At 65.5% G+C, this 13,643-nt stretch carries 14 protein-coding genes and 1 pseudogene; 5 read left to right on the top strand and 10 right to left on the bottom strand.

Annotated elements, in window-relative coordinates; all coding sequences use genetic code 11:
- Window positions 1–72: 72 nt before the first annotated feature.
- The 7 genes from FJ946_RS24865 to FJ946_RS24835 all read right to left on the bottom strand — a co-directional run bounded on the left by FJ946_RS24865 (window position 73) and on the right by FJ946_RS24835 (window position 7,870).
- A complete protein-coding gene (locus FJ946_RS24865) occupies window positions 73–492 on the bottom strand; it encodes an AraC family transcriptional regulator (RefSeq protein ID WP_224519119.1) in 420 nt (139 codons plus the stop codon).
- A gap of 273 nt (window positions 493–765) precedes the next feature.
- Window positions 766–1,956: an AraC family transcriptional regulator gene (locus FJ946_RS24860; RefSeq protein ID WP_246673064.1), complete on the bottom strand. Its 1,191-nt coding sequence runs from the start codon at window positions 1,954–1,956 to the stop codon at window positions 766–768.
- 107 nt (window positions 1,957–2,063) lie between these two features.
- Complete coding sequence (locus FJ946_RS24855; protein WP_140500096.1) at window positions 2,064–2,264, bottom strand: hypothetical protein; 201 nt, start codon at window positions 2,262–2,264, stop codon at window positions 2,064–2,066.
- Between the two features lie 187 nt (window positions 2,265–2,451).
- On the bottom strand, window positions 2,452–3,543 hold the full coding sequence (locus FJ946_RS24850) for a BsuBI/PstI family type II restriction endonuclease (RefSeq protein WP_140568075.1): 1,092 nt from the start codon (window positions 3,541–3,543) through the stop codon (window positions 2,452–2,454).
- Window positions 3,540–5,312: an N-6 DNA methylase gene (locus FJ946_RS24845; RefSeq protein WP_224684816.1), complete on the bottom strand. Its 1,773-nt coding sequence runs from the start codon at window positions 5,310–5,312 to the stop codon at window positions 3,540–3,542. Before FJ946_RS24845 ends, FJ946_RS24850 begins: the two co-directional genes overlap by 4 nt.
- Before the next feature lie 136 nt (window positions 5,313–5,448).
- Window positions 5,449–6,972 (bottom strand): ATP-binding protein, encoded by a 1,524-nt coding sequence (locus tag FJ946_RS24840; RefSeq protein WP_140568079.1) that lies wholly within the window; start codon window positions 6,970–6,972, stop codon window positions 5,449–5,451.
- 256 nt (window positions 6,973–7,228) lie between these two features.
- Complete coding sequence (locus FJ946_RS24835) at window positions 7,229–7,870, bottom strand: glutathione S-transferase family protein (protein WP_140568083.1); 642 nt, start codon at window positions 7,868–7,870, stop codon at window positions 7,229–7,231.
- 220 nt (window positions 7,871–8,090) lie between these two features.
- On the opposite strand from FJ946_RS24835, the gene FJ946_RS24830 reads away from it, so the two are divergent.
- Window positions 8,091–8,396 carry a hypothetical protein gene (locus tag FJ946_RS24830; protein ID WP_140500102.1) on the top strand — a complete coding sequence of 102 codons (306 nt, stop codon included), beginning with the start codon at window positions 8,091–8,093 and terminating at the stop codon, window positions 8,394–8,396.
- Window positions 8,397–8,645: 249 nt separating this feature from the next.
- Window positions 8,646–9,016 (top strand): annotated as a pseudogene (locus tag FJ946_RS24825) (endonuclease domain-containing protein).
- 200 nt (window positions 9,017–9,216) lie between these two features.
- On the opposite strand, the gene FJ946_RS24815 reads toward FJ946_RS24825, so the two are convergent.
- From FJ946_RS24815 to FJ946_RS24805, 3 genes are all read right to left on the bottom strand, one after another.
- Complete coding sequence (locus FJ946_RS24815) at window positions 9,217–10,047, bottom strand: aldo/keto reductase (protein ID WP_140500104.1); 831 nt, start codon at window positions 10,045–10,047, stop codon at window positions 9,217–9,219.
- A gap of 152 nt (window positions 10,048–10,199) precedes the next feature.
- Complete coding sequence (locus FJ946_RS24810) at window positions 10,200–10,832, bottom strand: PQQ-binding-like beta-propeller repeat protein (RefSeq protein WP_140556448.1); 633 nt, start codon at window positions 10,830–10,832, stop codon at window positions 10,200–10,202.
- 35 nt (window positions 10,833–10,867) lie between these two features.
- On the bottom strand, window positions 10,868–12,088 hold the full coding sequence (locus tag FJ946_RS24805; RefSeq protein ID WP_140565286.1) for a helix-turn-helix domain-containing protein: 1,221 nt from the start codon (window positions 12,086–12,088) through the stop codon (window positions 10,868–10,870).
- Window positions 12,089–12,198: 110 nt separating this feature from the next.
- Between FJ946_RS24805 and FJ946_RS24800 the strand changes: the two genes are divergently transcribed.
- The 3 genes from FJ946_RS24800 (at window position 12,199) to FJ946_RS31485 (ending at window position 13,552) form a co-directional block, all read left to right on the top strand.
- Window positions 12,199–12,951, top strand: a complete 753-nt coding sequence (locus FJ946_RS24800) for a DUF899 domain-containing protein (RefSeq protein WP_140565289.1) — start codon at window positions 12,199–12,201, stop codon at window positions 12,949–12,951.
- 119 nt (window positions 12,952–13,070) lie between these two features.
- Window positions 13,071–13,391, top strand: a complete 321-nt coding sequence (locus FJ946_RS24795; RefSeq protein WP_140565292.1) for a hypothetical protein — start codon at window positions 13,071–13,073, stop codon at window positions 13,389–13,391.
- Window positions 13,392–13,423: 32 nt separating this feature from the next.
- Window positions 13,424–13,552 (top strand): hypothetical protein, encoded by a 129-nt coding sequence (locus tag FJ946_RS31485; protein ID WP_281405855.1) that lies wholly within the window; start codon window positions 13,424–13,426, stop codon window positions 13,550–13,552.
- Window positions 13,553–13,643 lie beyond the last annotated feature (91 nt).

Raw genomic sequence — 13,643 nt, 5'->3', positions numbered from 1 at the left:
CGGAGGTTAACGGCTCGTTACCTTAGCAACTGCTTTAAAATCAAGTAATCAAATAATGACGAGAGCGCGGCTTCATCTAATCTTTGCGTTAAACTTGGCCGCCCGTGCCTGCATCGGCGTCATCTGCCGGTATTTCTTCATCATGGTGGTGAAGTGGCTCTGGCTCGAAAACCCGCTCAGATGGGCGATGTCGGCGATGGTCATGCGGCTGTCGGCAAGAAGTCTTTCCGCGAAGTCCAGCCTGAGATCGAGAACATATTGATGCGGCGGCATGCCGAACGTCCTGGAGAAGGCGCGCACGAAGTGGTACGATGAAAATCCGCAGACGGCGGCCATTTCGGCAAGCGCCAGCTTGCGCGAGAAGTTCTCGTTCAGGAACTCCTGCACCTTGCGCGCACTGCGGGCGGAAAGCCCGCCCTTCACGTTGAGCAGCGGCTGCCGGGCCGAATTGGCTCCGGAAACCGATCCGGGGGGACCATCAGCGCCCGGCATTTTTCGGCCTCCCGATATTTCCAAGATGAACTTCAACCCGAGGCCTCCCTCCCCGTTCCCCCGAAAAACAATTCGTGATTGATCGAAGCGGGCCCGCATCGCCAGCCCCGCTCATGTGATCGATCCGGCCGGATGGCAAGCAATGCGCGAACCGAATGGCATTCCAAATGACTCCAGCAAAGCTTGGGGCACTGGTGGTGACGGACGTATTTTGAAAAACTCCGGAAGCCTTGTAGGAAATTCCGGTCTTGGCTCGCTGGCCGGCAGCTGTTGCTACTTTGCCATGGTCGGGCTTTCAATTCCTGCGGAAAGCGTCACCAGTCTGCCTGGCGTTCTTCCCCTGTATCTCTTCATGGTCGCGGCCAGGTGGCTCTGATCCGAAAATCCGGCAAGGTAGGCGACTTCGGCAATCGGCAACTCTCCGCCGGCCAGCAGCTTTTCCGCGAGGTCGAGACGCAAGTTGATCAGATACCGATGCGGCGGCATGCCGAATGTCCCGGCGAACCTTGCTATGAAATGATTTGATGACACCCCCGCGACCGACGCGAGCTCGGCGACCATGACTTTCCGCACGAAGTTCTGGTCGAGATACTCTCGCACGCGTCGGGCGCCAACGGCGGAGAGCCCGCCTTTGGGCGACGCGGCCTGCCTCTTGCGACCCGTATAACCGCGCAGCAGATGCACCCCGAACACCGTCAGCAGCGAGTCCAGATAGAGCTCGTTCGGCGGCAGCCCGTCGGTCAGTTCGGCAGTGATCATCTGGGCTATGTTGAGCGCCCTCAGGTCAACCGTGCCGAACGCGGGCGGCTCGAGCTTGACGTCCGGGAGGTCGAACTCATGGGCCGCCAGCTCGGACAGCGCTTCGGGAGAGATCGAAACGACGGCGTTCTCCCTGGTCTGCGACCAGGCCAGCGTGCTGTCGACGCCCGCCGGATTGACGACGAGACAGCCGACCGGCGCATCGTACTGCGTGATCCTGTCACTGCCGAGCGAGGCTCTCAGCTTGCGTGCCGGCCTCAGCACAATCCCCGTGGAATGCTCCCTGGCCAGGAATTTCTGCGATCCCGGACTGCGGACGGAATAGATGACGCTTCCGCGGGCGGTGGCTCTTCTGGGACCAGCACTTTCCGGAATGATATCCAGGACGTATCGAGCTGTCCGCTCTTGATCGACGCCCTGGGAATCGCCGCTTTCCCGAGCCTCGCCCGCATGTTTCATACGTGTTGCCTCAGCCGGCTTACCGCCGCTTGGTATCCCCTTCCCCTGACCCGGAATCAACGTAACGCACACGCCTCGAATTGAAAAGAACTTCCACGCGCAAAGAAAATTATTTATTCGAGATAAGAAAGAAGAACTGACCGTCGAAGGAAGTTCAGCAGCATATCTGTCAATAGCGAAGAGCCTTGACGGATCTTCGCTTCGGGATTCGTCGGCCCGGGCGTAAGCCGGCAACGCATCGGTCACGAAGGAAGAGTTCACATGCGAGGCTGTGTCGGCCCTGTGGTTCGACAGCGTTGTTCGGCATCAGTGGCACGCAACGGCGCGGCGCGGAGCCAGTCGTTCACGGCCGTCTATTGCGGGTCCCCGCGACCTTTTTCGTAAAGATCCCACGCGAGTTCCACAAAAGCCAGAAGCACATCATCCTTGTCCCAGCCGGCCGCGACAGCCGCCTCGACGATTTCGCCCACGAGAGGCAACAATTGGCGCTGGCAGGCGAGCGGGATGTCAGCCTCGGATTCATCCACCGGAGGTCCATCGAAGTTGAACTTCATCGTTTGGCGCTCCCCTCGCCATCAAACGAAATGCTACTCGTTCCCAACAAACGAAGTGCTATTCGCCAGACCTTATTCCTATACAATAACTCCAACATTAAACATAGCAGGCTAGGCCGCCAACGGAGCGCAACACCGGATAATCCGTGTATCGACCGGCTGTCCTAGTGACGCTGGGGAAGCGTTATTACATCACTGTCCAAGGCAAGCTGCCGAATGGACGCCCGTCGGCCGCGCCGTCATGAAGCACGAGGAGTTGGCCGGGTTCGGCGACGAACCAGGCGAACGAGCCCCAGGCAAGCTGCGCGACGGTCTTCTTGAAGCCGGCGGACTGGCGATCCTGATAGGCGGTCAGGAACGCGATCTGTTTTCGGTCGAAACCGGCCGCGTCCGTGACAGCATGGAGGGCATCGCGCCGGCGATCCGTGATCGCGCCATCGGTCGCCACCACTTCCACGAACAGGATCAACGGCTCCTTGCGGCCGAGATCGGCGAGGATGATGTCGGGCAAGTTCCTGTCGGCCTCGATCTTGAGGCCGATCGCACTGGCGATGGCGTCGTCGCGCAGGACCACCTTGTTGCCGCTCTCGCTCAGCCACAACATGGCAGGGGCGGCGAGAAACCGTTTGGCGAACACCTCGATGACGGCTTGCGCGATGACCGAACTCGGTCCCGGCGCCAAAAGCCTGGTGTCGCCGTTCGGAAACGTGACGCGGATGCCGGCGGTGTTGGCGACAGCGCCGGCGCGCATGATGGTCACGCGGGCCAGCGCGCCCTTGCTGAGATGCGTTTCCTGGAAGTCCGCGATGGCGGTTTCCAGCGCCTCGCCTTCCAGCGCCGGGTCGAACAGGGCTGCAAATGCCGCCCTCAGCGCATAGCGGGGCTGGCCTGAAGTCGTCGGCAGATCCTCGCGACGCAGCACCGCGCCGATCGCCACCAGCCCGTCCCGCAGCGTCTCGTCGCGGATGGGCTCGCGCGTATTGTCCGCGTACCAGCGTGATCCCGCGACGGCGCCGTTCTTGCGCAGGACAGTTGCGGCGTAGGCATCCCGATCTGCATCGTCCGCCAGCGCCGCCTGCTCGCGGGTCATGCGATAAACATGGACAGGGCCCAGGAATCGCCCCGAACCCTCGACGGCGCCGATGTAGAGAGCGGCGAACACGGTGCTGGCGGCAAGTTCGCGGATGCAATAGATGCGGTTCGGCGTGCCCTCCGGAAAGATCAGCGGCAGGCGCCCGGCGACAAGATCGCGCGTCGCATAGGGCGGCCGTGCCGTCATGCAGGCTCACCGTAGAGGCGGCTGCATTCCGCCTCGATCCTGTCGCGCGGTGCACCGGCCATGACCAGCCTTTCCAATGCCTGGATGCTCCTGGGCGACGGCAGTGGCAGCGCTTCGAGCTCGAAGGCGGAAACGGCGACGCTGCCGCTGATGCAGCGGAAAAGATCGTCGACGACACGGCTGTTCAAAAGCGCCGCCACGACCGCCGCCGGCACCTTCGTGCTGCCGGTCGCGCGGACCATGTTGAGATGGTTTTCGACGACGACGCCGCCATGCGCATCGATGAATTCCTGGCGAAGTTCGGCGGCAATCAGGCGCCGGGCCTGTTCCTTGGCGGTGGTGCGCTGGACGAGGATGCAGGGCGCCTCGACAAGCAGCCAGCCGTCGCCGGCCTCCAGCTTGAAGTAGGGAGCGTGGTTCTTCTTGCGCGCGCGATAGGCGAACTGGCCGTCGGCGGTCACGGCTTCGGCCCAGATCAACGGATGCACCCCCTTGCCGCCGGCGCGATCGCGCAATTGACCCTTGAAGCGGTTCCAGACCAGCGGGCCGGTCGAGACCCCATAGCCCCAGTCGGCAAGGCGATGCGTCATCGTCTCGGCCCGGGCGATGAGCCGGCTGTGCTCCGGCGTGCGCGGCGCAAGCCAGGGCATGGCGCGGTCGGATGGCAAGCCAATCGTGCCGTTGCGGGCAATCCCGGCCTCGGTCTCGGAGGCGACGGTCAGGTAGTGGATCTGCGCGCGCCGCGGCTCGGCGCCGTTGACGTAGACGGCAAGCAGCGTCTCTTGCAACACATCCTCGAAAACGCCGCGCCGCGCATGCACGAAGTCGATCGCGACGGGCGGCGCCTCCTTGGCCAGAAGGCTGCGCAGCGCCGAGTAGTATTGGCCGCCGAGAAAGCTTGTCGGCGTCAGGAAGGCGATGAGGCCGCCAGGCTTGGTCCAGCGCAACGCGGCATCGGTGAAAACGCCGTAGAGATTGGCGTGCCCGTAGAGGCCGCGCGCATAGCGCTCGCGCAATTGCGACGGCAGCGAGACCCGCCCATAGGGCGGATTGCCGACGACGAGATCGAAGACGGGTTCCGGATCGGCTTCAAGCGTGTCGCAGGCCGTCACCATGGCCGGGGCGGCGCGCCCGGTCCTGGTCGCAATATCGGCGAGCGCGATCTCCAGGGCGCCTTGCGCCAGCCGCGCCGCGAGAGGATCGAGCTCGAAACCGGCAAGCCTGGTGCCGACATGGCTGAGCGCGAAGGCGGGCTCGCAATCGCCGAGCGCGGCGATCATGCGGTGCGCGGCATGAAACAGAAACGTCCCACCGCCGGCGGCGGGATCGAGAACCCGCGCGCTGCGCCAGTCCAGGCCCTCTTCCTCGGCCTGGTCGAGCAGGCGGTTGACCAGCGCCGGCGGCGTGTAGAAGGCACCGCGCTCACCGCGCTCCCTGGTCGGCAGCAGGAGCGGATAGAGGCTGGTGACGAGATGCAGCGCTTCGAGGATCGGCAGCCGCGCGGCGGTCTCTCCGATGCTGTACGCAAGCGCGGAGGCCGGCTCGTCCAGCGCTTCCGTTTCGAAGGCGAGCGAGGGGCAGATCGCCGGAGAAATGCCGAGGGCCGCCGACAAGGCCTCCAGCGCGCGCCGGGTCAGCGAAACTGCATAGGTTTCGCGGTCGCATTCATCGATCGTCTCGCACCATGCGCGCGCCAGCAGGCGAGCCTTCGACAGCTCCGCGCGCGCCGCTCGCAATGCATCAGCCGCCGAGCGCAAGACGGCAGGCAATTTCGACCCACGAATCTGTGAAATTTTTCCCATCGCCCTCGACCGTACCGCGCAAGACTCACCGATGCGATAGAGTATCACATGTTCTCGTTATGTTCCAGTGGAAAACCGCAACCGTGCCGCGCGCATGCATTGATCACAGCGCCAGGCTGCCCTGCTCCGCCTCCTCGGCATTGGGATCGCCCGGCGCCGCATTGGGGTCGCCCGGCGCCGTCGCCCAGGCGAGTTCCACCAGCGTCACGGTGCGCCGGCCGGTGCCGTCGAGCTGGCACACGATCAGGCCCTGCTCCTCGATGTAGGTGAGCAGGCGCCGGGCGCGGCGCATGGAGTGCGAGCCATAGGCGCGGGCGATCGCGGCGTCGCTCGGGCAGGGCCAGCCTTCCTTTGCCGCGCGGGCGATCATCATGAACACGCCCTGCATGTCCTCGGGCAGCAGCGAGGCGCGCACGGAGACGTCGCGCCACGCATCGTCCTCGGCCATATCGGAACCCACGCCGGCGCGGGCGCGCGTCAGCATGCGGCGGAACTCCTGCAGATCGGGCACGACCGACGCCAGCCCCTCGATGCGGCAGCGCACCACGAACTCCTGGTAGAGCACGCCGATGACGCGGAAGCCCGCGTCGGGCTCCGCCAATATGGCGCGCAGGATGCGGTCCATCCGCTCGCGCCGCTCCGCCAGGTCCTCGGCGCTGGGCGCCGGCTCGGCCGGTTCGGGGCGGATCTCCAGCGCCGCGGACTTCGCCGCCATCAGCTGGTCGAGCAGGTCCGGCGATGTCACCCGCCGCTGCGGCCGCACGGCCTCCGGCGGCGGTGCCGCCAGGATGATCGCGCGGGCGTCCTCCAATGCCGCTTCCGGCAGCGGCATCAGCCGCGGCGTACCGTTGCGCGGGCTCGTATCCGTCGGCCCGATGCGCAGGCCGAGCGGACGGCGCGACAGCGCCGGGCCCAGCGCCATGAAGTATCCGCGTTCCAGGTCGCGAAAGGCCTCCGCCTGCCGCCGCTCCATGCCAAGCAGATCGGCCGCGCGCGCCATGTCGATGTCGAGGAAGGTGCGGCCCATGAGGAAATTGGAAGCCTCCGCCGCGACATTCTTGGCAAGCTTGGCAAGGCGCTGCGTGGCGATGATGCCGGCAAGCCCGCGCTTGCGCCCGCGGCACATCAGATTGGTCATGGCGCCGAGCGAAAGCTTTCTCGCTTCGTCGGAAACCTCGCCGGCCACCGCCGGCGCGAAAAGCTGCGCCTCGTCCACCACCACCAGCATGGGATACCAATGGTCGCGCGCCACCTCGAACAGCCCGCCGAGGAAGGCGGCGGCGCGCCGCATCTGGTTCTCGGCGTCGAGCCCTTCGAGATTGAGCACCGTGGAGACGCGGTGGATGCGCGCCCGCTCGCCGGCGCTCTGCAACCCGCGCTCGGTATGTTCCTCGGCATCGATCACCAGATGGCCGAAGCGTTCGCCCAGCGACACGAAGTCGCCTTCGGGGTCGATGATGGTCTGCTGCACCCAGGGCGCGCTCTGCTCCAGCAGCCGGCGCAACAAATGAGATTTGCCGGAGCCCGAATTGCCCTGCACCAAAAGCCGCGTCGCCAGCAGTTCCTCAAGGTCCAGCGCCGCCGGCGCGCCGGCGGTCGTCTGTCCCATCTCGATCGCAACGGTCATGTCAGACTCAGCCGCTCCTTCGCAGAGGGACTTATCAATCCGATTGCAAAGCGTCGAGCGCCGATGGCCGCCGGTTGGGCGTTGCGCACAGTTGTGCGAATGCTGCCTGCCTGATGCGAACCTCGGACCGGCTGAACGATCGCATGACAAGCGCGCAATCGTTTCGGATGCACGTGAAAACAAGCAGTTGAAGCGGAATCGCGAATCAAATCCTGAAGCCTGGTCGGCCGCTCCCGCGTCGTCTCACACGCGGGCATCACCGTCCGGGGACCGGCGCCAATGCGGGCGCGTCCAGCCCCTGGAACGGATCGCGCCAGGCCTCGATCTCTTCGAGCCGGCGATACCAGCGCTCGATCTCGGGATAGTCGCCGAGCGGCAAGCGGGCGGCGTCGTTGAAGGGCAGGAACGTCGCCATGCGGAAATCGGCATAGGAAACCGAAGTCCCGGCCAGCCATGGCCGCCGGCCAAGTGCCGCCTCGAGGATCAGCGCCGTCCTGTGGAACTGTTCCAGTCCCTCCGCGACCTTTTCCGCGTCGATCGGACCGATGCCATAGCGCTGCTTGGTGCCGCGCTCGAAATGCACGATGTCACAGGCCCTGACGAACTCTTCCTTGCCCCAGCTCAGCCAACGGATCATCTCGGGTTCGTCGTCGCCCGCGCGCCAGAAATCCGAACCCATGTCGCGCGAAAGCCGGCAGGCTATGGCGTCCGCTTCCCAGAGGCTCCCTCCAGGCCAGGCCAGCAAGGGCAGGGAAAGATTGGGATTGAGCGGGCGGAACCGCTCCGCCTGCCCCGGCGCCATAGGCGAAGCGAATTCGAACGCGACCTTCGCCCCGAGGTGACGGGCCACCGCGAGTCCCAGGCGCGGATTGGGGTTGCGGCTGAAGAACAGTTTCATCTCCGCGTCCGCCCCGTGCGGTTTCGGCCCGACCTTGTCACTCGCCATCGCCTCGCTCCTTGTTCGGCATGCACGCCAAGGACGGATAGCGCCGATCGAATCCGACAATGCGGTCGCGACCGCAAGGACCGGTTTTGCGAAAAGTCCGGGTTGACCGCTTCCGGACGCGAGGCGACTATCCCTCTCGAAGCATGGCAATGTATCTCGAGGAGGATGAGCGATGGATGAGCCCGACCGCTGGCGCCACATGTCAAGCGCGCCCAAGGACGGCAGCCGGATCCTCGTCACGGTCCGGCCGTCCGAGCAGGGGCCGGCGGAAGTCGACCTCGCCTATTGGTCGGATGGCGACCAGTTCGGCGAAGAAGGCTGGCGCGCGTCGGACTCCTCGCCCGGCCGCATCGTCGAATATGCCGAGCCCGAGCTGAAATGCTGGATGCCGATGCCCTCGGCCAACCTCGCCCGCGCCTCCATGCCCTCGCCCTGGGAAGGCGACGACGCCCAGCAGCTGGACGGCTCGGGGATTTGAGGCACTGAAGCTGCTGATCTCCTGAGACGCCGGCGGGACAGCCCCCCTCTGCCCTGCCGGGCATCTCCCCCACAAGGGGGGAGATCGGCTGTCGCGAATGCTTTCGCCAATCTTCAACGTTGAAGAATGTAGCGCCGGAGCCAAAGCTGCCAATCTCCCCCCTTGTGGGGGAGATGTCCGGCAGGACAGAGGGTGGCGCCGTAGAGTAAAAACGTTGGTGACCAACTTCAGCATCAAGCCTCTCACACCATGCCACACACACCCTTGCCCCCAAGACACCGCGCTAACGCGAAATCGATGCGCAGGATCATGACCGATGCCGAACTAAAGCTCTGGAACGAGCTGCGTGCGCATAGGCTGATGGGCCTGGCTTTCGCAGGCAATTCCCCATCGCCGGCTACATCGTAGACTTCGCCTGCCCGGAGAAAAAGCTGATTGCAGAGGTCGACGGTTCACAACATGGCGACCCGGGTCTTGCCAATGCTGACGAGGCCAGAACCAAACGCTTGGAACAGGATGGCTGGATCGTCTTGCGCTTCTGGAATGACGATGTCATCCGCGACATAGACAATGTCTGCCAGCATATCGTTATCGCGGCTGGTTTGGCAGACGCGCCCTGACAGGCTGGCGGGACAGCGCCCCCCTCTGCCCTGCCGGGCATCTCCCCCACAAGGGGGGAGATTGGCAGCTTTGGCTCCAGCGCCACATTTTTCAAAGTTGAAAATTGGCGAAAGCATTCACGACAGCCGATCTCCCCCCTCGTGGGGGAGATGTCCGGCAGGACAGAGGGGGGCGCCGTAGAGTAAAAACGTTGGTGGCCTCAAAACAAGAACGCCGCCGTCGCAGGGTTCGGCCCGACGCGGCCATCGGCTGAATCCATGCCGCGGATGGCCTTCAGGTCCTGCGCGTCCAGTTCGAAATCGAAGACGTCGAAATTGGCCGATATGCGGTCCTGGTGGACCGATTTCGGGATGACGATCAGCCCTTCCTGGAGATGCCAGCGGATCATCGTCTGCGCCGCGGACTTGCCGTGCTTTGCGGCGATGCCTGCTATGGTCGCGTCGCTGAGCAGCCTGCCGCTGCCGAGCGGGCTCCAGCTTTCGGTGTGGATGTTGTGCCGGGCATGGAACTCCCTGATCTCGCGCTGCTGGAAACGCGGATGCAGCTCGATCTGGTTGACGGCTGGCGTGACGCCGGTTTCGCCGATGATGCGCTCCAGGTGATCCCGGTTGAAATTCGACACGCCGACCGATTTGATCCGGCCGGCTTTCTGCAGCTCGACCAATGTCTGCCAGGCCTCGACATATTTGTCCTGGCTGGGCACCGGCCAGTGGATGAGGAACAGGTCGATCTGTTCGATACCGAGCTTGTCCATCGTATCCTCGAAGGCGCGCAATGCGGCATCGCGCTGGTGCGCGCCGTTGCGCAGCTTCGAGGTGATGAACAGCTCGCCCCTCGGCACGCCCGCGCCCCGGATCGCCTCCCCGACGCCCTTCTCGTTCTGGTAGCCTTCGGCGGTGTCGATCAGCCTGTAGCCGGCCTTGATCCCCCAACCCACCACCTTGGCGGTGATAGCGGGATCGACTTGCCACACGCCAAGGCCGAGCCGGGGAATGGTCGAGCCGTCGTTCAACGAAATCTGTTCAGGCATGGTCTGGTCCTCTGCGAAGATGGTCCAGCCTATCTAGGCCCGGCATCGGGCAACGGCCAGCCGGCGGCGGACAAATTGCCGAATGTGTGATCGACACAGACGATGCTCTTGTCGCTTTCGTTGGCATTTGAGCTCACCGCGAAGATTAGCCCTCATTTCGGTCGGCGCACGGTCCTCACCACGCCGCCCGGGCCGCCGCCGCAGAAGAAGCGGTCGCCGCCGTCGGATTCGAGCCCCGACACGCCCTTGCCGGGCGGCATGTCGAGCCGTTCCAGCACCTCTCCGGTCTCGGGATCGACGCGCCGCAGGTCGCTCTGATCGCCTTCCCAGGTGCCGTGCCACAACTCGCCATCGACCCAGGTCACGCCGGTGACGAAGCGGTTGGATTCGATGACGCGCAGGACCGCCCCGGTCTCGGGATCGATCTGGTGGATCTTGCGCTGGCGGTTCTGCCCCACCCACAACGTGCCCTCGGCCCAGGTGAGGCCGGAATCGCCGCCGCCGCCGGGCGCCGGAATGGTGGACAGCACCGCGCCGGTGCCGGGATCGATCTTCTGGATCCGGTCCTTGGCGAGCTGGTAGAGGTACTGGCCATCATAGGCCGTCCCGGCATGCGCGGCGACATCGATCGAGCGCACCGCCTGCCCGCTCTCCGGGTCGAAGGCGGTGAGCCCCTTGCCCGAGGCAAACCAGACGTTCTGCCCATCGAAGCTCACCCCATGCACGCTGTCCACGCCCGCAAAGGGGCCGTATTCACGCAGGATTTCGGCCGCCGCATGTTTCATGTCTTCATCCTCACCCTTGATCGTGTGATCCATTCCTAGCCGTTCGGCAACGGCGCCGGGAGTAACAAGGTGGTCGTGAAACCCGCCACCGGCGGCGTCATCCAGCGGCGCGCCCGGCCGTGGCCGAACCATTGCACCTTGCCGGTCTCGGCAAGCTGCTCCAGCGCGCGCTGCACGCTGCGCTGGCTGGATGCGAGCGCCAGCGCCAGTGCCGAGCTCGACCAGGCTTCGCCGTCGGCGAGGAAGGCGAGCACTGCCGCATGCCGCTCCTCGAGAGGCCGCGCCAGCACCACCACTTCGCCGCCCCGTTCCGGCGCCAGCGAAAAACCGCGCTTCGTCGCCTGGATGTCGGCCAGCCCGCGCAGCTCGGCGCGCAGCCGGCCGATCTCGACCCGCAGCCGGGCGCGATGCGATTCATCGGCGTGCCTGCCGCCGAAGGCCCTGGCGATGAGCGCCGCACGCGGCATGTCACCGGGCCAGGCCTCGGCCAACGCGCGCGCCAGCGCAAACAGCACCGGGCGCGTCGCCAGAGAGGCCCGCGCCTCCTGTCTGCGCACGGCATAACGAAGACCGTCGACCACCAGCGCTTCCGATGCCTGCAAGGTCTCGACTTCCTCGAGCAGCAGCGGATGCTCCTGGCCGTTCGCGATCAGCCGCGCCGCCGGCGTTGCCAGCACCCGGAACGCGCTGTCGACCTCGGCCATCAGTCCGGGAATGCCGGCCCGCCATGCGGCGTGGCGGGCCCGCTCGAGTGCCGCGCGCGCGGTCTTCGTCCTGAGGCGCCGCATGGCGATGCCGGCGACGACCAGCTCGTGCGCGGCCCGCGAAACCGGCGGAAACGGCGTCGCATCGAGCCCGGCCAGCACCTGCTCGGCCTCGTCGAGACGGCCGATCAGCAACAGGAATCGCACTTCCAGGTGCCGCGCATGCGCGGCGTTCAGCCGGTCGCCTTGCTTTTCCAGCGTCGCCCGCGCCGCGTCGAGCGCCTTGGCCGGCCAGCCGAGGTCGCGCGAAACCAGCGCGATCTCGGCTTCGGCGATGACGCATCTGGCGCGCGCCACCGCTTCCCTCGGCCCGAAGGTGCGCCCCGCCCGCCGCAGCAGAGCCCTGGCCCGGTCGAGATCGCCGAGCTGCGCCATGGCGATGCCGCGCAGCGCCAGCGCCGGCGCGTCCTCGCGCAACGCCACGCGGTCGAGCGCGCCGAGCGGGTCACCCGTCGCCAGCAACAGCCCCGCGGCCGTGATCAGCGAATCCATCAAAAAAATCCCGCCACGGCGAATCCCGCCACACTTGTAACTCTCACCATCCCGCTGTCCGGCGCTATGTCAGTCGCGTCACATCAAACCGGAACAGCGAGGCAAAAGCCATGACCAAGCAAATGCACACACCGCCGATCGTTTCCCAGCAAGCATGGGAGGCGGCGCGCCAGCAGTTGCTCGTAAAGGAGAAGGCGACGCTCCGCGCCAAGGATGCGTTGGCCGCCGAGCGCCGGCGCATGCCGTGGATGGCCGTCGAGAGGGATTACACGTTCGAAGGACCCAACGGAAAGGCGAGCCTGCTCGACCTGTTCGAGGGCCGCCGCCAGCTGATCGTCTACCGCGCCTTCTTCGAGCCGGGTGTGTATGGTTGGCCCGATCACGCCTGCCGCGGCTGCTCGCTGGGCGCCGACCAGGTCTCCAACCTCGCCCATCTCAACGCCCGCGACACCACGCTGGCCTACGCCTCGCGCGCGCCGCAGGCCGACATTGCGCGGCTGAAGAAGCGGATGGGCTGGGCAATGCCCTGGTACACCATCACCGACAGCTTCGACAAAGACTTCGGCGTCGACGAATGGCACGGCCACAACGTCTTCATCCGCGACGGGGACCGCATCTTCCGCACCTATCTGATCAACAACCGCGGCGACGAGGCGATGGGCACCGTCTGGAGCTACCTCGACGCCACGCCGCTCGGCCGCCAGGAGGTCTGGGAGGACTCGCCCGAAGGCTATCCGCAGACCCCGACCTACAAATGGTGGAACTGGAGCGACAACTACGACGCCGACACCGCGCCGGACAGGAAATGGGACGAAGTGTCTGCTGCCGGCGAGGCGGCGTTCCGCAACAAGGACGTCCAGTAGAGCCTGGCTAGAGCGCCGGCTCGACGCAAGCGCAGCCGGACGCTCTTCGCAAGACGGCAGCTTTCCCAGGACTGCTGCTGCTTTCCGGGCTCGCGCCAATGCGCACCGAGGAGAAAGACATGAGCGACATCCATACAGGGGCTCTTCCCTGTCCCGATCAGGACGCGGCCCGCCTCGGCATCGCCGACTGGCTGGGCCTCGCCGCAGCGCCGATCTTCGCCCTGATGGCGCTGCTGGCCGGCACCTTCGGCGGCGATGCGGCGATGCTGTGCATGGGCACGTCCTCGCCGCTCACCGGCATGCCGGCCATGTACCTGCTGATGAGCGCCTTCCATATGGCGCCTTGGCTGCGCGTGATTTCCAACAGGCAGGCGGGCCGGGAGAAAGCAAAGCGCTTGGAGAAAACTCTGCAAAAACAGAGCATTGCGCAAGCAATTTGAATCGCCGATGCAACCCATCAAGGAGAAGAACCATGACTCGGACGAGCGAGACGCACGGTCCCGACACACGGGAGCCGATCGAGGCGGAGCCGACACCGCGCGGCGACGAGCCGTCGCAACCCGCCAAGGGCTGCCCCTGGTGCACGCCCGAAAAGACCTGACGCTTCGACGGCGGCGCCGACGCGCCGCCCGGGGCGAAACACATCGCCAATGACGCCCGGGCGGTTCGCGCTTATCGCCGTAAGGCACTGG

This window comes from Mesorhizobium sp. B2-4-7 (assembly GCF_006442685.1).
GTDB lineage: Bacteria > Pseudomonadota > Alphaproteobacteria > Rhizobiales > Rhizobiaceae > Mesorhizobium.
The sequence above is the reverse complement of the archived record's forward strand: the minus strand, read 5'-3'. Positions and strand labels throughout refer to the sequence as shown.

What these genes read in the sequence shown, in the direction of transcription:
- FJ946_RS24815 (WP_140500104.1), bottom strand. Translation starts at nt 10,047, where the DNA reads ATGCCTGAACAGATTTCGTTGAACGACGGCTCGACCATTCCCCGGCTC.
- FJ946_RS31485 (WP_281405855.1), top strand. Translation starts at nt 13,424, where the DNA reads ATGACTCGGACGAGCGAGACGCACGGTCCCGACACACGGGAGCCGATC.
- FJ946_RS24795 (WP_140565292.1), top strand. Translation starts at nt 13,071, where the DNA reads ATGAGCGACATCCATACAGGGGCTCTTCCCTGTCCCGATCAGGACGCG.
- FJ946_RS24855 (WP_140500096.1), bottom strand. Translation starts at nt 2,264, where the DNA reads ATGAAGTTCAACTTCGATGGACCTCCGGTGGATGAATCCGAGGCTGAC.
- FJ946_RS24865 (WP_224519119.1), bottom strand. Translation starts at nt 492, where the DNA reads ATGCCGGGCGCTGATGGTCCCCCCGGATCGGTTTCCGGAGCCAATTCG.
- FJ946_RS24805 (WP_140565286.1), bottom strand. Translation starts at nt 12,088, where the DNA reads ATGGATTCGCTGATCACGGCCGCGGGGCTGTTGCTGGCGACGGGTGAC.
- FJ946_RS24810 (WP_140556448.1), bottom strand. Translation starts at nt 10,832, where the DNA reads ATGAAACATGCGGCGGCCGAAATCCTGCGTGAATACGGCCCCTTTGCG.
- FJ946_RS24830 (WP_140500102.1), top strand. Translation starts at nt 8,091, where the DNA reads ATGGATGAGCCCGACCGCTGGCGCCACATGTCAAGCGCGCCCAAGGAC.
- FJ946_RS24850 (WP_140568075.1), bottom strand. Translation starts at nt 3,543, where the DNA reads ATGACGGCACGGCCGCCCTATGCGACGCGCGATCTTGTCGCCGGGCGC.
- FJ946_RS24800 (WP_140565289.1), top strand. Translation starts at nt 12,199, where the DNA reads ATGACCAAGCAAATGCACACACCGCCGATCGTTTCCCAGCAAGCATGG.
- FJ946_RS24840 (WP_140568079.1), bottom strand. Translation starts at nt 6,972, where the DNA reads ATGACCGTTGCGATCGAGATGGGACAGACGACCGCCGGCGCGCCGGCG.
- FJ946_RS24835 (WP_140568083.1), bottom strand. Translation starts at nt 7,870, where the DNA reads ATGAAACTGTTCTTCAGCCGCAACCCCAATCCGCGCCTGGGACTCGCG.